Origin of the sequence: Trinickia fusca (assembly GCF_003628145.1) — a bacterium.
Classification (GTDB): Bacteria; Pseudomonadota; Gammaproteobacteria; order Burkholderiales; family Burkholderiaceae; genus Trinickia; species Trinickia fusca.
Genome location: NZ_RBZV01000006.1, coordinates 172812 through 194461, shown reverse-complemented (window position 1 = coordinate 194461; position 21650 = coordinate 172812). Strand labels below are relative to the sequence as shown.

Sequence of the window (21650 nt, the reverse complement as noted above, 5' to 3'; positions counted from 1 at the left end):
TTGGTTGTTGCCTCGTATGCCGGAAAACCCCTTCAGCGCGGAGCAGCCTTTTAGAAACAACAGTCTCTAAGTTTAGTTCGGAGTAGCCATGAAAAATCAGTGTTTGCCGTCGTCGATTCTGGCCAATGCAACCGACCAGACAGCGTCCGGAATAGATGGAGCTGTCGATGCACACGAACTGATTGCTGCCGGTGGTGTCGGCGATTGTCTGGATCAGTGGCGGCGGGAAGTCCCGGACGGGTCTGAACGGCGCGATCAAGCAGTCCAATTGGTGCGGGTTGCCGCCGATCGTCAGCTTCGATACCTGGACCTGACGGGGCTGTGCTTGGCCGACATTCCGCCTTTGCCGGAGCAATTGCGAAGTGGTCTGAAAGATCTGGTCTTGCTGAACAATGAGCTGACGCAATTGCCGCCGGATCTGCATCGGCAATTGCCGGCACTCAAGCATCTCGACGTCAGGGGCAACCCGATCGGCGCACTGCCCGACGAGATCGTGCAAGCGCTGCGCGCGCGAGGCGGGCGCATCGACTGGGATGAGTCTGCGCGCGAACTCGAACGAATATCCGCGACGCGTGATGACTGCGTGGCGAATGAGAGGGCCGCGGATTTATCGTTGCGCAATCCTGCGGCTTCGCGTGTGCTGCCCGGCTCCACTTCGGTCCCGCGCAAGGGAGCCATCGAGTACGCTCGCGAAGAGGCTTTGCCCGATTCGGGCTTAAGCCGATCCTCTGTAAGCGAGAGCGATTCCGACAGTGAATTCACGCTCGGCGAGATCGATGCGCAGCGCCTGTGGGCGCGATGGGATGAGAGTTCGGATGCCTACGTGTCTTCCGATGAGGATGAGTTGATTCGCGGGCTGTCGGCGGAGGAGTTCGAGCGCGCGATCAATGAAGCGTTCGAGGAGCGGCCGGCCCGGGCGGCAGTGGCCGAGGTCGATCTCGGTGATTTTTCCCATCTTGGCTATCCGCTCGCAACGCGTGTCGTCACATCGCTGATAGCGAGATTCGCAGCGGACGATAAATCGCTGGGAGAGGACCTGTATGGCATCTGCAAGAGGGGCGATGCGTCTTTTCTCGAGCGGCTCAATAGCATCGTGGAGCGGCTGGATAAGGCCGGGTCGCGGGGAGGGCTCGCCCCAAAGGCCATCGAAGTCAGGGAGCAGCTCAGGTCCGTATTGGCGATTTTGAAGGATCCGCGTGGAGCTGGGATCGATCAGGTGCTGTCCGCTCTGAGTCGTATCGATGGGGTGCCGGGGCATCTTTCGAGCGCGATCGGCATGCTGCGGCACGCAGTCGAACTTCAGGAAAGGCTGAGCGCGCTTCCAGAAGGCTCGGGCTTGGAAGCGTATTTGCGCGTTGCCGTCGAAAGCGAGTGCCTGCCGGAGCACTTGCCCGAATCGATGCGCGGCTATTGGGACACCGTGCAGGGCGTGCGTGAAGGTATCGAGGCGATGCGCAAGGTTCATCTCGCCTATCAGTCCGGTGATTTGACGGTTGCTGATCTTTCCGATTGCGTAGACCGCCTGTCGAACAATTCCTTGCTGACGGGGTTGCTTCCGGCAGGCACCCTGCCTTCTGTGAAGGAGGGACTCGAGCTCTTCGACACCTTGTCGTCGCTTGTTCGGCACACGGCTTCGGCGGAGTTCGACGCGGTGCTGGCCGATTCGCGATTGGACCGATATCTCCCGAATTCGGTGGCCGGACTTCGTCAAGCGGCTGCGGATATTCTTTCTCTCGCTAAGAAGCTGGGCACGGATCTTCCGGAAGGTGGCCCGCTAGACAAGCTGATATTCGCGTTTGATTCGGTGCATGCAAGTATTGGCGGGCAAACAGGGGCACTGGCGAATGAGCGGGCGCTCGAGGTGTTGAATCAGGCGCGCCCGTATCTCGAGTTTCTCCGGTCCCTGCGGCATCTTGGAGGAGATGGTTCCCGCTTCGACGCGTTCGAAAACTGGCTAGCCAGCTCCGAGCTCCATGCGCTGCTGCCGTCGGAGATGAGCGCCAACGTCCACAGCGCGAGTGAAGCGCTGGGCTGGGTGAAGCAGGCGAGCGAGATGTACGGCCACTATCAATCCGGCAATTTGACGGGTTCGAGCATTCTGGCGTTGTTGAGCAAAGTGGCCGAAAGCCCTATGGCGGCCCAACTGCTCGGCGAGCAGCGGGCCGCGTCAGCGGAGCAGGGCCTCGCATTGATTCGACACTTGTCGTCGTTGGCAGCGTGCCAATCCGTGGGGCAGTTCATCGACGCGCTCCAGCATCCCGATTTGCGCAAGCTGTTGCCCGAGCAAGCGAGAGAGCTGGCTACGTTTTGCGAGGAGCTTCACCGGAGCGTGACACGCGAACATGCTACGGATAAGGGGCCGCTCGACTGGCTCATTCAGGTATGTGACGACGTCTCATCGGCAGGCGCGGCGGCAGGCTGGGAAGCGAGCCGGATGTCCGCTCTCGACGTCGCACGGCCGTTCCTTGCGCTTCTGAAGTCGTTGCGCGACTTGTCGGAGCAAAGATCGCTTCGTGGGTTGAGCGATGTGCTGGACAACAGCTTGCTGCGAGAGCTCATGCCCGACGCGTCCGCCGAGAGCGTGAAGCTGCTCGCGGGCGCCGCCGGCGATTTGCGCACCGCCTTTTTCTCCGAGGCGGGCATCGGTGAGCGGATGGCGGCGACAATGCGATTGCTCGAGAACCCGACGCTCTCCGGTCTGCTCGAGCCACATTTGCCGAGTGACGGGCGGACGCTTACGGAGCTGGTGGGGCTCGTAAGCCGCTTTCCCTCGGACGCCAGCTATATCGATCAGGCCGACTGGCTGTTCAAGGCGCGGGACCAGTTGAAGGCGCACGCCGCTTTTGCGCCGCTGGTTGCCAATATCGAGCAGACGCTCGGCTGTTCGCCGCAGACCATGAAGCTGCTACAGCAGTTGCTGAAGGTCGCAGGTGGGGATCGGTCCGCTTCCGATTATTTGGACGTGCTGCATTCGCTGTGGGAAATTCACTCGCCATCGATGATCGAAGGCGCTGCGCTTACTGCTCTGTACGGGTATGCCCCCGGTCTGAAGTCGGTTTTAGACGCAGGCGTGCAATTATGGGGCAAGGAGGCGGCGTCGATAGGCAATTGGGCCGGGCTCGGCTGGGATGAAAGGGCCGCGCTGATTGCCAGGGTGTTCAAGGACATGGCCACCCGTTTCTTGCCGGATCAGCTCGGTGCGGCCAAGCGCTATCTGGCGTTGGCCGATGTCACGGCCGCCATGCTGCGAGGCGAGCAGTGGCACGACGTGCTGAAGACGGCATCGGCTTATGCTACATCCGGCGAAGATTCGGAAACCTTGCTCATTCGCTGCGTGATGTCGGCAACCGTTGCATGGAAGCTCTGCGACGCACTCGGCAAGTCCGCCGACCCGTCGAGCGCCGACCAAGCGAAGGAGGAGCTCGGTCACGTTGTCGACGCGCTTAACGGCTACTTGCCGCAGGCAGCGGCAGCAGGGCTGAGGAACGTCATCGGACTCGTTCCGCTGTTGCCGGCATTGCGCGAAATTCAAGCGCAGAAAGGCAGCTTGCCAGCCACGGAATCGTGGACCGAGTGGCTCAAGGGCGTGCAGGCGATGCTGATGAGCAGTCAGAGTCCGGCGATCCGAGCGTTGCGGGATCAGTTGGAGCAGCACGTGGCGGATTCGCTGAGCGATCTGCTGGTGAACGGCGCAAGCAGCGAAACCTGGGAAAGGGCCAAGGCCACTGTGACGGGCGCGTCGTCTGCGGCGGGTTCCATTGCCTCGGCTGCGAGCGCCGCCGGCACTGCTGCGATGGCACTGCCCGCATACATGTTTGGGCATCTGAAGGCGGCCGGGTCGACGCTCTACACGAGCCTCTCGAGGCTTGATCCCATCAAACTTCCAGTGGCGGACGCCGGAGCTATTGCCGTCAAGCCCGAGCACGTTCTTCAGGCTGCAGCGGCTGGTGATCACGAACGGGCATCCGAGCTGCTTTCGCATCTGTCCGAGGCCGACCGGGAGGCATTGTCGACGGAGCACCCCGAAGCCGCGGCTTGGCTCAAGGCCGGCGCATCGGCCGAGGCTGGGAAATCGCCCCCCGAGCCGGAAATGACTGGAGCTGGCGCCATGCCGTGGCTGGAAAGCGTGGATGATCCATATCCCGACTTCAACGATCCGACCTATACGCCGGCCGTGGAAAAGCTCTTGAAGGACGGCGGGGCGTTGAAAGCTGACGGGCAGCTGAGCGCTGCCCAGATCGGTTTTCGTGCGGCCCAGGCGACCATCGCGGCGGCCGTGGTGGGGGCGGCGGCCTACAAGCTGCGCTGCGCACAAGCTGCGCAGCAGCCAACCGCACAAGACGCGGCGATCCAGATGACGAGGCTCGTCGAGCCCGAGAACAGCGACCCGGCGCGTGCGGCCGCGACTCAGCGCGTCTATAACGACACCGTGGAGCCCCTACTCGAGGGAAGTCACGAAGGGGCTGATTCGCTCACGGCCAGAGTAACAAGCGGTCTGCGATTGGCCAAGTCGCCGCTGATAGCGGTTTCCTTGCTGCTGGCGAACGCGGTTGGCGGAGAGATTCTGTATCGGAAGCTGTTTTCGCAGGATTCCCAGCCTGCTGAAGACGTGAGCGGCGACGACGAAGTCGTAGCCAATAACAAGCCCGCTCCCGAGCTCGAGTCTCTGCTTACGCAGGCCAACAGTCTTCTCGAGGCGCAAGGCCCAGGCGTCAGGTGGCGCCGGTCAGTTTCGTCGATGGATCGGGCAGCCTCTTCATCCATGTCCAAGGACCCGTTGACGGTCGCGCTCAAGCAGGAGCTCGATCTCTCACGATACGACGCTCATGAAGAAGCGGAGCTTTCGGCGATACTCAATCGGGTTCTTTCGAAAAGTCACACCGGATCGAATGAGGCAAGGCGGTTGCAATACCTGCTCGAATTCCACGCCGCGCTTATCAGTCTCGCCGCGGCCAGCGGACGGGAACGGCGCCCTCCCAGCGTGGGATTAAGAATGGCGGCGATTGACGCGCTCGAATACGTGCAGGAGAAGATAGAGGAATCTCGATCGAATCCGGCAGCTGCGCTATATCTCGACGGCGTGGGAGCGGCGCTGACGGAGGAGCAGAAAGACGCGATTAAAAATTACAAATCAGCTTACAGTATCAAGGATCGCCTGAATAACACTTATATCGAGCAGCGCCGCTTGATTGAGCGGGGCGATAGTGGTGTTGAGGGGGCTGACAATACGGAGAGTGTATATCTATTAGGCATTCTGGGTGCTGAGAATGGATTTAGGATCATTGAGGGTTTAACGAGTGCGCAAGATAATTTTGACCGCATTCCAGGCATATTGATAAATGAACTGAAGCAAAGAATCAGAATTCTTGGCGATCGGCAACTCGTACATCAAAGGGGAAGGGACAACCTCGTGAGCGGGCCGGTGATCGCTTTTCAGCCGGGCCGTCCGGCTATGCTGACCTCCGCCTACCTGTATCCAGGACGTCGAGATGCAGATCTGAAGGCTACCGATGTGCAAATAGAAGCGCTCGAGATCGAAAAATTCCACCTCGCAAATCTGGTGGCCGAGGCCATGCAGGATTACTCAATTTCACGTGCAATTCTTGAACGCGGGGACTTGCATCATAAGTACTCTGGCGACCGCCGGGCATTCGAAGCCAAAAGAATTGGAGTCGAATTGGCGATCAAGGCGTATGGTGTGGGGGCGCCGACGTTGAGCGACGAGGAAAAGATCTTTGCTTATTCGCTGATCAGGCAAGATCCCGGCGTGTCGGACGAGGCGAAGATATATTTGGAAAAAGCCGCTTCCATAGCATTTTGCAGAATTTCCGGAAATGTAGACCCGTCTGCACAATACATCCGGTGTTCGTCGAAGCTAGGGGATGATTTCTCCGTTGCTGTGCGCAAAAGTGAGTATTTTAGACGTCGTTTAGACGAGGAGCCTGAGAATTACAGTGGGATAGATGCTTTCAAGGAAAGTAGTCATTTTTCCACTTGGGGGGATTATTTCTCGCAATTCACAAAATATAAGAACGAATTTTTGGAGTTTGATGTAAAAAGGCTTGCGATTTCGGTGCTGGAGAGGGCGGGGTTGAGTGATTATCAAATCAGTAAAATGGAGCCGGAAAGGATAGTCTATGCTCATTTGAATGTGTTTTTTAGAGCGGACCCGAAAATAAAGGAGCTCGGCGGGCCAAGGCCGAAAAATAGAAAATTCTATGAAAATAGTAATCTCGGGCCCGCGACAGAGGTTGGGGGCTCGATAGGGTTTATTCCATTGAGTGATGGAAGGATATTGGCACTCTCCGGGCTGAATATGAATCCAATCGCGAAGATTTTCGAGAAGGACGAGGTTGACGCCAATCCTGTCCTTAGTGAAATAAAGTTGTCCAATGGGCTGCCCTATGCAGTTGGAGACAGGAATATAGAGGGGACGGTTCTCGTGAATTCGTTGTTGAAGCCGCTTTGGGGCGACGCTTACCGAGCGTTGATGTTCCGTGACGAGCCAGCAACAAGATACCGTAGCGCTAGAACGGTAGAGGGATACCCTATGTTGCTGGGACCCGAGCCCACTAGAAAGGGATGGAAGGGGCGGAACATCATCCAAAAACAGTACCCGCGATCCGGCGCTACGATGCTTTCCGCCGTGGATGACGTTATGAAAGACAATCTGACGAATTGGGTTGGTAACTTAAAGGAGGCTTATCAGAATAGAAATTTCTGGACCTTTCTTCTAGAGCTAATCCCATTTTATGATCAAGCCAATAGATCCATCCATGATCCGGAGCATAAGCTCGACGTCGGAAGCCTTTCGTGGGATGTTATTGGCGTGGTCACGTCAGTCATCCCAGTGATCGGACAATTTTCCAGATTGGGGGCGGCAGGCGAGAAGCTCGTTCGGCAGGCGATTCTGAAGGGAATAGATAGGAAGCTTGCCGGTGCGGCGCTGGGGAAACGCGTTTCGCTGAAGGAGTGCGTTTTCCTCGAGCTGGCCATGCAATCAGCCGAGTGGTCATCGATCGGAATGAAGACGGCGGCGTATGGGTTGCACGCAGTGGTCGATCTGGCTTTGCCTTTTCCTTCGGAGTGGGTCGTCAATCCTGTGATGAATCAAGCGAAGAGGATTCGACAATACATGAACCAGCGGGGTGCATCACAGGCTTCGAAAATTGCCAGGAATATTGTAGAAGACGATATAGCTGATCTCTCGAATTTGAAAACGGTTTCTGTTGGAGATGGAAAGGCGGTGGAGCTGCGCGCAAGTCTTATGGTGCGAAACGAGGCAATCGAGGAGGGGCGCGCAATATTAAATCCGATTTCACGTAAGCAGCCTATGGTAATGCGCGCCGGCAGCGCCGAGCCATATAAAATCGGCGACCCATGTCCGCCGGCGACGGGACGTGTCAAGAGAGGTCTCGCCGACACCCTATTAGGATGCCTCCCTCTGAGCGGTAGTGCGAACCGCTTTGAGAGGCTGGCCGCTGGGGACATTTCGTCAATGGCGGGACGCGGGCCACATTTTTGGGAGCCAGGAACGGGTCTAGAGATTCCGCCGTTTAAATTCGAGGCATATCGGTATGATGATCTCGGTGGAGGTCCGAAAAAAAAAGGGCCGCTGCATATGCAGAGTCCGGTAAGAATGCAGGCTGGGGATCGCAATATAAATTTTGATGAATTTATTGACTTTTCATCCGGCACCCAAATGCTAACAAGGAAAGGGAAGCAGGCCGTTCCTGATAATGTAGTCACTATCACCGTCGCCAACGGTGACTCAGGCGTGGTTGCAACTAAGATTCCGTTGAATGCTGTTGGCAAGGACACCCCGATTTTGGCTTACAGCGGAGATCTGTCGGGGTGCACGGTGGTGTACGCAGTCAGGGGCGATCACTTCTACGTATACCATGCGGGGCTGAGGAGTAACGCGGAAGGGCTCGACGCCAATTGGCGAACGGGGAGAGAGGGCGTGCACGCGCTTATCGAGAGCCATAAGGTGCTGACGGGTGAACTGGTCGGCGAATTGGCACTTCACAACGACAGTCTCGTCGATCTATTTTCGACATATGATCAAGCGGTCATCACGTATTTAGGAAAAGAAGGAACGAAGATCGGAAAAGCTGCGCCTAATGTTGGGGTCTTCGACTATGCTGAGGCACCGGGGAAAAAATTCTCAGCCCGTGTTGGGGAGTCGCACGCCATTCTTGCGAGAAGTAACGATGAAGTGAAAATCGAGGTTCTGTCCGAAGACTATCTTAGCGAGGTGAAAGTAGGTAGGAGTCGCGATGATGTAATTAATGATTTCCGCAGCATTAATAGTCGAATAATATCGATGGGGAGTCATTGGGTTCGCTCGGATCGCTCAATTCGGATGCGCGCGATATGTGATTTTCTGGGTAATGAAGCTTCGCGTTCCGTCGTATTTAATGGGGATTTGAATTCCGCGATTGTTGATCGACATTTAATCTCCGATGCCGCAGCGCGCGCTGCGGTGGAGCCGTCCGAAGAAATTTTTGCGAGGAATATCTTCAAGTTGATGGTGGAGGGCGATACGCCGATCAACCCGTTGAAGTTGCCAAAATGGCACGGCGCGAAATTTCATATGCTTATGGATGAATTTGTCGATGGCAAGAGCTATGTGGCGCTTGCGCGAGATCATCGTATCGGAGTCGAGTTTGTTATCGATTTTCCTGCCTCGATGCGGAGTGCGACCGACCGAGATATCTATCTCCTTTGGTCTGGGCATAAATCAAAATCGAATGTAATGAGGGGGGGGGATTTTGAAAGCTGGATAAATATACGAGGGGAAAGGCCTACTGAATTGGTCGACTTGAAGGATTTATATGATTCCCGATTCGTGTCGTACCCGGCGGACAAGCAGGAGCGCTTGCTGAGGGCGGTCTTTGGTGACGACGCGTTGTCGTTGACGATCAGGCCGGAGTCTATCAAACGGGCGAGCCCGTCTTGGACGCTTACTCTTTCCGAATACTCACCGGATCAGTTCGATTCCAATCTGACGAAAATCCGGGCCCGGGCGGCTTGCGCCCCGAAAGTGGGCGGAGCGCGGCATGTGCGGGCACTTACGGACTGTCTCCCTATTGCTCCGAGGGTGCATTTTCGGCATGCGGAGGGAGCACGTTTGAGTCCTCCCGGAACCATCATCACTCGCGATCGGCCGCCGGGCACCGTCGAGCCGCTTCAAGCGTCAACTGGACAGGTTGCCCAATTGACATCGCACCAGCAGAGCGTGCTTGACGCGACTAGGGATCTGTTGAAGCGAGATGCGAAGCTGGACGAATACAGAATGGCCCCGGATTCGAAGTGCGATCGGTGTGCCGAGAAGGTTACCGACCTGCTGACGAAGGGCGGGTATGAGAACGTTCATTTCGGGGAATTGGGGATATGGAGCGCGGATTACGCTGCGCCAGTCAATCACTTTGCTGTCTTTGCCAAAAAAGAGGGTGTTGAAATCGCGGTCGATATCTCGGCGGGTCAATTCAAGCGCGGGGATATGCAGGATGCGATATTCGACACGAAGGAGAATTGGTTGTCGAAGGTGAGGAGATCGTTCGCCGCCGACGATAAGCATTTGGTGAAGTACTTCGAGAGCGATGAGCGATTCAAGCCGTCACACTCGGCGATTGGCAAGGATCATTTCTCGATGACGGCGAATCCGTTCGAGACCCTTGAGCGCACCCAAATACTGGTCAGGCCGACTTGGCATTCCGACGCCTTTGTTGTCGCGGAGCAGAACAAGGCATTGTCGAGAACCTTTGACCTCGCCGTCGAAAGGGGCCTTAAATCGGAATCGGGCGCGAGCACGGCCCGAAACAGTTGGGATTTCGTCCTCGAACTGCAAAGGGAAGGCGGAGCGAGCGGCATCACGAAAGGCGGGCGGTCCGGCTTTCTTGGTGGAGAGTGGGCGAGGGTGACGGACAAATATGGGCTGAGCAGAATTCCCAAGGGGAGTCGCATTGTATTGGATGTTACGGCAGCCGATGGGGGCATGAAGGCGCACCCGATGCTTAGTTTGGGCGGAGGATACGCAATCGCCGTCGATAATAGCTGGATGGGTCGCGGTTTCGGCGATGGTGTCCAGGAGATATGCTTGCTTACGGCGCTGGAGGCGGGAGCAAGCGGACGGGGTGGATTCAAATTGCCTGATGTGCAAGGTTTCGGCGAGCACTCGATTGGGATCAACGCGCAAACCGATAACCCGCTTGGCCTCCTCAGGAAGCCGCAAGCAGCTAGTCAAGTGGCTAACGTTAACGTAGCCGCGCAGGCTGGGGCCGCTGCAACTCGTTCCGATTTTACGATGCTGAATCTCTCAAGGGAGGTTCGTCTGGGCTGGTGGAACGGGAGAAAGCTTGCCTTTTTTTCACAAAATAAGCGGATTGAAAAATTCGATCCAACCAGCAGGCGATATATTCCGGCGAGAGATTGTGAAACGTTGCCTTATTCGGGGCCGACAATAACGAAGGCGAAGCGCTTGCCCTCAGATGATCTCATATATTCTGGGATCCGTGAAATGAGGGATGAATATCGAAAAATGTTGGGCCTCTTGCGTGAGTACAGTGGTGAGAACATTCAGGCGCTGTCGCGGAATTTTAAGATTGGATTAAAGTTGAGCGATGATGCCTTGAAAACCGCGCGCGAGGGTGGTGCTGATATGGCGATTTCAAGCTTTGTTACTTTGATGAAAGGGCGAGCCGGTCAGGCTGACAAAGTTGTTTCGGTGTGTGAGATTGTCTATGCGCGCGACATTTCTGGCAGGGATCCTAGTGCTCTGATCATAAATCATGTCGTGGCGCATCCTCGAACAATTGTAAGTAGAGACCTGGGTTTTAGACAGTATGTTATTGATAGAACCGGAATTGCGCCGGCTGAGCTTGATGAATACAATATGAGGCATGCTGGCATACAAACTGTGTTGGCCGGCCTCAAGCAGATAAACGACATGACGGAATATTTCCGGGATGTCAGATCGCTTGCTGTCAAAGCAGCAAACCCTATCACCGCTAGTGAATTCATGAAAATGGGCGGGAAGGTCGTTGGAGAAGCAGGGACGCGCTCCAGGCCGTTGGCCACCGAGATGACGGCGGGCGGCAGGAGCGTGTTTAGAGGGGCGTCGGAGGTACACCCTGGCTTGCGACAGGCGGCTAGAACCCTATTTCTGGATCGTGGGAGGGCGAGACCGAGGCGTGGAGCGCAAAGCGTGGACACTAATGACCGGGGGGACCGGTTCCCCGCAGATGTGCTGAGGATGGCGGGCTTTGTGAGTCAGGCGAATGCGGACAGGCTGTGTCAGGAGATTCGAGCGGCTCGGGCGACGGGGGGCGTTAGTCGTTTCATCTCAGAACCACGCTACGTGAGGAGTCTCGAGGGGTTGAATGAGGTTCGGCCGGGTGAACTCGTTGCGCTTCACGGCGGCGCTCAAGCGCTATTCGTGATGGTCGCTATCGGCGGGGGAAGATTTAGTGGGCTGGACACACAATCGACGCTCGGAGGGGGATTGTCAGGCGGTGGAATCGCAGTGAGTGAAGAGCTTGGCCAGTTTGTTGACGGAATGCTTGAAATTGCCGGGCGCAGCGAGAAGCTGAGCGTTCAGGCCGGATATGCCTTTGATTCGGCGCGCCCCCCAGCGGCGCCAACGACGGAGGAGGATCGTTTGGTGGGCATACTAGGCTTTGATCCCGATACCAACGAGAGTGGTTCGTTGGGAATTTCGTCTTTGGCCGGGGAAATGGTTAGCGTGCGTCGTCATCAGCGGGGTGCGTCCGAGCGCTTCCAATTCGATGCCGCCGCCATCGATGTGGCGGTGCACGCGTTGCCTTTCAATACCAATGGAATGGACGCGATCGAATTTGCGCACGCGATACGTGGGCTTGCAGGATATCAAGTCGATAAGGTGTCAGCGATTCATTTGATAGCTTCTTACGGGGGGAAATCATTTTTTGGTGCAAACCTATCCACTGCGCAGGTGATCGCCAACGAGCTCCGGGTACCGGTGCTGGCTTATGAGGGGCATATTTCGGAAGAGCAAGCACTCGATTTGGATAACGAATCTCGCAGGCTCTACCCCCCTCAACCGGAAGAGGCCGTGGAGAACGACGCGAAGAAATACGCCGCCTTGCATGATCGAAGCGCGGATCTTGCATCCATGATCGACTTTGCGCGGACGCATGACATTGATGAAGAGGTCGATAGCCTGGATTATCGAATCTGTCGGCTTGCATTGGGCAAGATAGGGGTGGACGATTTCCTGAAGCATTATCCAGCGCTGGATGGAATTAGAGCGAATCTTGTCAATATTTTGAGTAATGAGGGCGAAGGGCAGCGGCTGCGTGCGAGCGTTGCAGATGATAGTGGTGGCGAAGGTGTTTTTATGTCATGCATTGAGATGATTAATTCAAGTATAAATTTTCAGAAGTTCTTTGAATCAAACGGGAAAATGCAGTAGCGACGCATGAGGGAATGTGCCGCGCACCAGGCGACAATGGGGCGCGGCCCTCGTGCATCACTTATACGTCGGAACGGCGAGCTCGTCAGTCGATGGGACTTCAGTTTCTGGGCAAAGAAGGCCGACGTTTTTTTAGCAGAGCGTTGCCCTCGCTCAGCTGCTGGTTTTCCGCTTCCAGTTGCCGAATGCGCTGCTGTTCAGCCGTCAGCGGCTCGCCGCCCGCGCATTCCGCGTCATACTGCGCCAGCCAGCGCCGTACGCCCGTCTCGCCGTGATTGCATGTGACGCGAGGGTTGTCGCTTGCGTCGATATTCCATTCCGATCGCCATAACCCTGACATTTGAATCGGGAGTCGCCGCTCGGTGGACGCCTCCACAATCGCCATTCAGCTCCCTTTGACGATTCTTCACGATCGCCAGGCCAATCTTGAGTAGTCTGCCGGGATGGTGAGTCCAGGGCCTCTGAAGCTTTGCGGCTCGCACAGCGGGGGCCATGGGCCGAAAGCGCGAGGCATGATGTATGAGGCAGGAGAGGCGAGTGAGCGATTGGATTGCAACGAAACGAAGAAGCTGATCGAGCGTGTGAAGCGCGAGAGCACTGCCGCCATGGCCACGATGGGCGAAGCGTATGGTCTGGTTTCTCACTCTAATAGAGCAGCCGCCAATTTAAAAGAAGAGATATCGAAATGGCGAAAGCGACCGTCAAGCCGTCGGAACTGTCATGGGAAGCGTTGCCGCTGCGCAAGCGGGCGTTTCTTGAGCACTTGCGCAGTCGCGGTGCGTCGGAGTTGGCATTCAAGTTGGCGCTGGCGATCGTGCACGCGCTTGACTTCGGGGCGTATCGATCAATCCGCACTCATGCCATCGCGCAGCTCGCGGGCATGTCGGTCCCGGAGCTCAGGCGCGCGGAAGATGAACTGATGATGGTTGGCGCGATCGAGCGGCGCCGCGGAGGGTTCATGGGCCGGCAAGTGAACGGGTATCGGCTTTGCTGGGACTTCGGCGTTCAGGAGGATGCTCGGAGTGGCTCTGAGGTGGTGTTGGCGAAGGATTCACGCGGAACACCTTAATTCACTCTCTGGATCTGGCATATGCGAACAAAGACGACCCATCGTGCAGGTCTCGGCGACGTGAAAGCGCTTTGCGTTGCGCCGGACAATAAGATCGACGAGGCACAAGGTCTTCGTAGCTCGAGCTGGCCGGCGGCGCAAGCTGTCGCCATCGTTCTTTTGGCGCTGTTGTTTGCCTATGGCTTCCTCAGATTGATACTGGTCCTCGTGTTTCCGAGGGCCGTGCCGATGCATTAGAACCAAGGAGCGGGGAATGGCGCAGTGGGACGAACTCGACGGCGGCGATGCGTCTTCTCGCGACGCGGCCGATCGATCGGTAAAGGTATGCGACGGATCGATTGCCCGCGCTCGATCTTTCGACGCGGTGGCGTTCGAGCAGGCAGTGAAGGATCTGCTCGTTGCGAGCGGCATCGATATCGACGCGAAGCACACAGGCAAGACAGCCCAGCGTGTGCGCGAGCTATGGCAACGGCGCCTACTCGACGGCTATGAGACGGATCCTGCCGAAGCGCTGGGTGGGGGCTTCGAGGACGTACGCCGCGACATGGTGGTGATCCGCAGCATTGCGGTGCATGGCGTCTGCCCGCATCATTTGTTGCCGTTTCGCGGCGTCGCCCATGTTGCCTATCTTCCCGGCGGACGTTTGCATGGCTTTGGGCGCATTGCCCGCATGGTGGATGCCATCAGTCACCGATACACGTATCAGGAATGGATCACGCATGAGATCGCCAATGCGCTGATGATCCATGGGCACGCCCGAGGTGCGGCCTGTCTGATAGAGGCGGAGCAATTGTGTCTCCTCATGGGCGAGGATCGACGCGGCGATGAGCGCGTGGTGACGCAATGTTACGTGGGCGAGTTTGAGCAAGACGCTCAAGCACGTAATGAATTCTTGCGGGCGATTGGCTAGTACTTTTTAGCGTCGTATCTGGTCAAGCGGTGAGCATCGAATCATTGTGACTTCGACACGAAGGGAGGTAATGATTTGATGCCATGCACTCGTGCGCCTGCTCGAGACGCGTGGCCATGCCACGTAGTCAACGGCTTTCCTGAACTGGCTTCCATGGCGGAGAACAGCGGGACATTTCCAATCACACAAAATTCGTGACTGTAGCGTTGGGACACCTGTATGCCCACTGGCGATGGGGCACTGCGGTGTCGTCATTTAATCCATTCAAAAAAGCAGATTCTGAATATTTATAAAATGATGTTATCACTACATCATGTTACAGATTTCACAGTTTATATTTAGCGTTTCTATACGCTCGCCGCATCATCGCCTCTATACTTGCAAAAAGCGCCTAGGGCAACAATTCTTTCAACATCTCGTGAGATCGGGGGTGATGAATTTGGCGAGAATGGAGAGATGAAAGCAAAAATCTTCATTGAAAATTTCAATAAATAATAACAAAGCAAGCCGTACTTTTTGAAAACGCCAGCTGAGCATGCTTGGGGCGACGCTCAGTCTAACGCTTGCCAATGTCGTTGCTTCAAAAGGTTACGCCTGTCGTCAGGAGGAACTCGTACTTGATCGAAAATCCCCAGTGCTCTCGCCCTCGTCCATAAACATGGAGCGACAAAGGCATTGCTAAGTAATTCACCTTTCCCGTGCAGTCATTGCCACGGTACGGATCAATAGCGATTTGGAAATTGCCATGAGATATCTTTCAATCTCCCTGTTAGTTTGCTCTCTTGCCGCCTGCAGCAGTGGCAATGATGGACAGTCCTCCCCCCAGACACCGACTTCCACTCCCACATCAACGCAATCGCCGCCCGCTACAACCTTGTCGATCGGGCCTGCAGCAACGCTAAGTTTACCTGGGAACGTATTCCAAGCGGTCGTGACTAAAGACGGTCAATATGCGTTCGTATCGCTGAGCAACGTGAGTAGCGGGTCGAACTCGGGGGCCGCCGGTAGCAGTTCTGCGGAAATCGCAGTCCTCAACAAATCGTCCGGAAATTGGCAAGTCCAGGGGTATGTGCCCCTTCAGGGAACGTCGCAAGCAACGGGTATGGCGCTATTTCCTGACCAGACGACTCTGGCTGTCGCTGCGGAAACAGCAGGGCTTGCACTCATCAATGTTCAGGACGCTATTGCTGGGAATGCGACGCCGGTGTACGTACAACAGGGGGCGAGTGTTTCAGCCAGCGGCAACGGGTCAATCGACGTAGCAGTGAGCAACGATAACAAGTACGTGTTCGTTGCCAACGAATACGGCAAGATCGGCAACGCCACGACAACGGGGAATCTCGGTGTGGTCTCGATTCAGGAGGACAGCACCGGACATGCGAGCGGGGCCTTGATGGGCAACATATCGACAGGGCAGAGCACGATTCCTGGTCTAACGCTTTCCCCGGACGGAGCCACGCTCTATGTCGCGAACGAGGAGAGTTTTAAATCAACGGTAGCTCAACTGGCCGGATACAGTAATCCTGAAACAGGCTTTGCATGCTCCCTGACCACATCCAGCACCACCTATAGCGGTTCGGTGAGTGTTATCGACGTTGCACAAGCCGAGGCACAACCTGACGGCAGCGCAATTATTTCCACAGTAGCCGCGGGCTGTGAAACGGTCCGGGTCGCAGTCAGCCCCGACAACAAGACGGTCTGGGCGACGGCTAGATCCAGCAATGCGATCTATGCGTTTGATGCCACCAAGCTCAGAAGCGATCCGAACAATGCCTTTATTTCCGTCGCTTACTCGGGGGGGACGGAGCCGGTGGGCATTGCCATGTTTCCCTCTGGAAAGTACGTTGCGGTAAGCAATTCGAACCGATCACAAGCTTCGAACCTTGGCTCGAACGGACTGCCGCTACAGGGGGTTCAGAACGTGACGATTTTCGATATCAGCACACCATCCAACCCATTGGCCGTGCAGACAGTAAAAAGCGGGATCTTTCCGCGCAGCCTCTCGATATCGCCGGATGGAACGACCCTGCTCATCCCGAACTTCGATTCGAACACACTGGAGATTGCCCCTGTTACACAGTAAGAAAACGCATATCGGCGTGGCTCGAAAAACGCGTGACTTGCCCTATCTCCCCGAAGGCATCGGCTTATATGGAATAGCCTAGACTTAATCTGACAGCAGTTGGTTCATCGTGCTGGCGCACGGCGGTGCGCAGGGCGTAGCCCGAAGCATTGCCGTGCGCGGCGAACTGCAACGAGTCGGCTATGACTCAGGTGGCTCGACGAGTACAACAGTGAAGTGAACATGAGCAACAGGGACGATGGTGTTGCGGCAAGACGCCGATGCGCACCTTCCAGGATTCACTGGAACTAGCCAAGGAGAAACTCATTCCTCATTGATGGCATCTTCTCTATCGGCTCCGACTACCTGTCAGATCGAGTTCCGGCTAATGCATTTTAACGTCGCCCCGTGCTACGTGCGGCAACATTCAGCGGCGCACCGGCTCCAGACGCGCGGCCAGCGGCAGGACTCATCCGGGCGCAGCTAACCCACCACCATTTCAGGTAGGCGTGGCCATGTCACGTAGCCTGGAATCGCGGAATGCTGCGCCAAGTTCTTACCGAAAGGCGATTCCGTCGTTGACAAAAACCAATCGGGGAACGTGGGTTGGACCCACGTTCCCTTGTGGAGAATCGCTTGTTGCGTTCGATCCGCGTCATGGCGAGCGAAGCACTGGCGCTTGCCGACCCGCCATCACTTTGCGCCAAGCCGCAAGCGCGCTACCGCCAGGAGAACCCACTGAGGCTCTTCCGTCAGATGCAACCCGCCAGGCCATCGGTCATGAGGCGCCGTTTGGGAGGCGGGCAGTGATTCCGCGTCGATGGATTGAATCATGAATGCGCGCTCAAAGTCGTCCATGCTGCGTCGGTCGGCTAATGACAGCGGGTACGCGCACGTCAATGCGAACGACAGACCGCAGAGAATCACACGTGATTTCATGTTCAGCCCGCCTTTCATGCCTTGCCTTTGAGGGTGCTCGGAAGTAACCCTTGCATCCTGCCAGTGCTGCACGCGCCGAGCTGTCAAGAAATGTGGCGCGACGTGACTATTTGTGCGCTAGCTGCGATGAACCCATCCACCCGGCGGACATCGTATTTGAGAATTCTTTGTAATCGCGTGGGCTGCTGAAGTTATCGTTGTAACCAGATGGCGAGTGCATCCCCGTGCCTTGTCATCCGTCTTAGGAACCCTCGATTGAAGGCGCGCCGGATGTTTTCGGCGCGCTCTTTTTTTGCGGTAATCGAAGCGAACTTCTCGCGGCTTGGGAATCACTCATATCCAGCGTATCCGATATGACTCCCGAGAGGAAGCCATGGTGAAGGACGTTGCGTTGACGGTGATCCGTGATTTGACCGAGTGCTCGCTCGACTCGGAGCGGCAGCATTCGGGGGAGACGCATCGCGGGGCTGGCCCTCCCACAACGGCGAGTGATGCGAACCTGTCAGCCTCTTCCATCTCGGGGCTGCCACCCGCCGCCCGCATTCATGAACAGACCAGGGGGTGGGAGCTTTTCGGATTACTAAGCGGAACTGCTTCGAGGCCGCGGCTGGCCGAACTGGATAATCCGGCGCTGCGACCGAGAGACCCCACGCTTTCTCCTGCATTTGAGCTTGGGCAAACAGCAGAGCTCGCGTTTGGTGCGAATCGGATGCGCGACGTCGGACAGCGCGCGGCCGAGCACCTCACACGTGCCGCGGGCGTTGATCGCTTTCCCTTGGCACCGCATGTGCGACGGGTGACCTCGGAGCCACTATTGCTGACGGCGATGGTGGGCTTGCCCGGATTGCGCGAATATACCGCTGCGTTGTTCGCTGCTCCCTCGCAGGCAGTCGGTACGGGCTGCTCATCTGCCTTACGCAACGACGCCGCGAGGACCCTGGCAGGCGAGATCGCTGCGGTGATCCCTGGTGATATGTCCAATGCGGGCGCAAGGCGATTGTTGCTCTTACACGCGCTTTTCGCGGCAAGCCAGGGCCATCCAGGACACGCCACGGCTACGCTTCGCTATCTGACTGAGCGGAACCTTGGCGAACGGCTCGTTCGGCGAGGGACGGAAAGCAGCCGACCGGCACCCGTCGCGCGGACGTCCAGCACACCTCTGCGGGCGTGGCGTGTTGCGCAGATGCTGTCGAGGTCGCAAGAGGGATACGACACCCTCGAGCACATGCAACCGGGGCTTGTCGGAAGCGCCGACGAGCCGCGCTACGAAGCCATGCGCGCGCTTCTTCAAGCAAGTGACGAGCTGGCGTCGAGCGGCGCTGCACCCTATGTCACGCCGGAGAGCATCGCAAGATCTGCCGGAGCATCGCCGGCGGCTGGCTCGAGCTTTTCCTATTGCGCTGCCCGCGCCGCCTGGAAGCTCTGGCAGGAGCCGCAGGCCGTGCAAAACTTGACCCGCACGGAGAAAAACGCGTTCTTCGCATGGCGGCACGGGTTTCGGGAAGATGGGCCCGGCACCCCATTGGGGATGGCGCGTAATCGTTTCACGGCGATGGCGCACAAGTGGATTCCTCGCGCGGCGGGGCTCGCCCCTCATAGTGGGGCAACACCACCCACGGAGGGCGGGCGAGACACGCCGCCGCGCTGGCGCCGTTTGGCCGACCGTATCCGCGAATACTTCGGACAGGCAAAGTCACCGTTGTCATCGTTACCGCTCGGCACGTTGGCCTGCAACAGCCGCAAAGCGCTTCAGACGCGCTTCGACACCCATCTGCGGACCGCGCTCGATGCGTTGTCGGAGTTCATGAACGACCAGCTGTCCTGCGAATACAATCCTGAGCGGATGACTCACTATGCGCTCGACGCGGCCAAATTGGAATTTTGGATGCGCCGTTTGCAATTGGGGAACGGTGGCGCACCTACAGCAAGCACAGCCTCGATGCGGCCGAGTACCAGCGAGGCGATGACGATTGTCGACGAGGCGCAGCGAATCCTCATGCGCGCGTTTCCCAATCCTAACGAGGCGCAGCGGACGAGCTTGAGAGCGGCGCGTCGCCAGATTCTCGAAACGAATGTGTCCCAGTTGGCGGCAGGTTTTTCATGCAAGATCAAAACGCTCAAAGCCATGCGCCAAGCCTTGGAGCGTCCATCCGGAGCACGAGACGTCGATTCGCCGATCGGGCGCTTTGATGCCGCGTTCGAGCAAGCCGATAGGATCCACCGCGGCGATCGGCTCCGTCCGGAGTCGATGACCATGCAGGAGATCGGGAGCGAGTTCAAGCAGATCGTCGACACCATACCGTCCAATCAGCGCGTTCGTTTTTCGGCGGGGGCGGTCATGGGGCTGAACAACGCTTCGTTCCTCGTGCCGATCGTTCCGCATCTGGTCGCCGCAGGGCCTCAGGCACGAGCAACAGGGGGGCGCCATGCGATCGTCGAACTCGGTGCCTCCTCGCACGCTGGCGAACTGTTTATCGGTACCGAACGGCAGTTCTCGGGCAATCTAGGTGTGACACTGTCTGTCGGCCCTAACCTGGGGCCGGTTGCGTCTCTCTCCGCCTCGCTTGCGGCGAACGTCGGCGGCGAAATCAGTCAGCCGCGTGGATTGCTGCTGCGCGCGCGCATCAATCGCGGACCGAATGGCTCGCCTCGCGTGGTCGACTGCGATGGCCAGCCCAAGGACGAGTGGCGCGTGACGCTGGGCAATGTCGTCGAGTTCATGCTTCGGCAGGCTGGCGCCGATGGTTCGACGCACGCCCCCGCGAAGATGTGGGACGACTTCGTCGATCGCTTTTTCGATGACCGTACACTCACGCTCAGTTGGCAGGATCAGTCGGCGGTCAAGTCGCGCATCGGCGGCAGCGCATCGGCGAACGCGGGCGTTGGCGTGCCCGAATCGGTCAAGCTAGGTGCGAAGGCCGGGGCAGCGTACGAGTACAACCCAACGGTGAAGACGCGCACGATGAACCTGGGCGGTCTCATGCAGCGTCAGACATTTGCGTCGGGTACGGCAGGTATCGGTACCTTGTCGGCATCGGCGGGCCTGACCATTCCCCAGATCGCTGGCGCAGACCCGGTCCACGATCCTTCCCTGCCGAGCTTGCCGATGCTGTCGACGTCGGCAACCTTCGGCGAGGTGGGCCATCAAGTCGCGGTAACGCTGACGCAGAACGATGGCCGCTACGTGCCGGAGCTCTGTTATCGCGATGTTGTTTATCGCCGGCCGGACGATTACATGAAAGCGATCAAGCACAATGATGCCGTCTGGCGACAGTTGCTGGGTGGGGAGGCGCTCGACACGCACCTTGCCGATGTCGAGCGCGGCGTACATCCAGCGGGCTTTACGCAGCGCTGGTTTTTGCATCCCGACGCCGCCAATATGCTCGACCAATTGACCGCTCTATCGGAGTCACTGCACAGAATTCGTCGGCAACGTTCCGGCGAGGAAGGGGGACGTCGATTCGATTCGGACATTGAGGCGATCCGCCGCGAGATCGACGGGATCTTGAACCGTGAAAGCTCCTGGCGCCCGTTGAAGTTGCTCGGTGGCAACCAGTACGTCACGCAGCGCAACCACGGTCTCAACTATTTCGCCATGGCTCAGCATCAGCTTGCAGTGCGCGACACGCTCGAGTCGTTCTCTATCGGCAGGAAGCATCCGGAACTCGTGCAGGCCATGCGAGATCCCGAGGGCAGCTTTCCCCCTTCTTCGCCGTCGATTGATGTCTAGGGAGCGCTTTCCGCCGTTTGACCGCTGAGCACCTTGATGCGATCGAGGTTCATCCTGATGACGGTCTCGGATGCGGCGAGTTCGCCACCATTGCCGGAACCGTAAGAGGCCAGCACGCGCTGGCTTTCGGCGTCGCGGAAGGTGCGAAATGCCCGTGCCGCCTCGTCGAAAGCCCTTACCGGGTGCATCTCGGCGCTGCCTGGACTAATGGCCTCCAGCTCAGCCATGCTGGCACGTTCTTTCTTTTCCGCTGCCTTCAACTCGACTTCGGATTGCCTGATCGCGGCGGGATAACAGTCCCGCTGCTCGGCCATCGTGTTCTTGTTGCGACACTGCCGATAAAGAAGCGCTGCCTTGCTGGCGGGTGGCACCGTTTCGGCAGACTGCGCCGACGTCCCCATCATGCAAAACAGCACGGCGCTGATGAAAGCGAGGCGTTTCCCGATGGAGGAGGGGAGGTGGACGTTGTTCATTGACGGATGCTTG

7 protein-coding genes and 1 pseudogene are annotated in these 21650 nt (G+C 57.5%); 6 read left to right on the top strand and 2 right to left on the bottom strand.

Annotated elements, in window-relative coordinates:
* Positions 1-88: 88 nt before the first annotated feature.
* Entirely contained in the window at positions 89-12454 is a 12366-nt protein-coding gene (locus tag D7S89_RS16360) for a cycle-inhibiting factor (RefSeq protein ID WP_121278819.1), read from the top strand.
* 127 nt (positions 12455-12581) lie between these two features.
* Here D7S89_RS16360 and D7S89_RS27900 read toward each other — a convergent pair.
* Positions 12582-12722: pseudogene (locus D7S89_RS27900) on the bottom strand (IS3-like element ISKpn18 family transposase); the annotation flags it as partial.
* Between the two features lie 417 nt (positions 12723-13139).
* On the opposite strand from D7S89_RS27900, the gene D7S89_RS16350 reads away from it, so the two are divergent.
* From D7S89_RS16350 to D7S89_RS16325, 5 genes are all read left to right on the top strand, one after another.
* Positions 13140-13523 (top strand): hypothetical protein, encoded by a 384-nt coding sequence (locus tag D7S89_RS16350; protein WP_121278815.1) that lies wholly within the window; start codon positions 13140-13142, stop codon positions 13521-13523.
* Between the two features lie 21 nt (positions 13524-13544).
* Positions 13545-13760, top strand: coding sequence for a hypothetical protein (locus D7S89_RS16345; protein WP_121278813.1), 216 nt, complete (start codon positions 13545-13547; stop codon positions 13758-13760).
* Positions 13761-13776: 16 nt separating this feature from the next.
* The gene (gene folE / locus D7S89_RS16340; protein WP_121278811.1) at positions 13777-14433 is read left to right on the top strand and encodes a GTP cyclohydrolase I FolE; all 657 of its coding nucleotides are present in this window, start codon (positions 13777-13779) and stop codon (positions 14431-14433) included.
* Positions 14434-15535: 1102 nt separating this feature from the next.
* Entirely contained in the window at positions 15536-16516 is a 981-nt protein-coding gene (locus D7S89_RS16335) for a lactonase family protein (RefSeq protein WP_183085232.1), read from the top strand.
* A gap of 1291 nt (positions 16517-17807) precedes the next feature.
* Positions 17808-21164, top strand: coding sequence for a hypothetical protein (locus D7S89_RS16325; protein WP_147426686.1), 3357 nt, complete (start codon positions 17808-17810; stop codon positions 21162-21164).
* On the opposite strand, the gene D7S89_RS16320 is transcribed toward D7S89_RS16325, so the two are convergent.
* Entirely contained in the window at positions 21161-21637 is a 477-nt protein-coding gene (locus D7S89_RS16320) for a lysozyme inhibitor LprI family protein (protein ID WP_245982974.1), read from the bottom strand. The two genes, D7S89_RS16325 and D7S89_RS16320, sit on opposite strands and share 4 nt — an antisense overlap.
* Between the last annotated feature and the right edge of the window lie 13 nt (positions 21638-21650).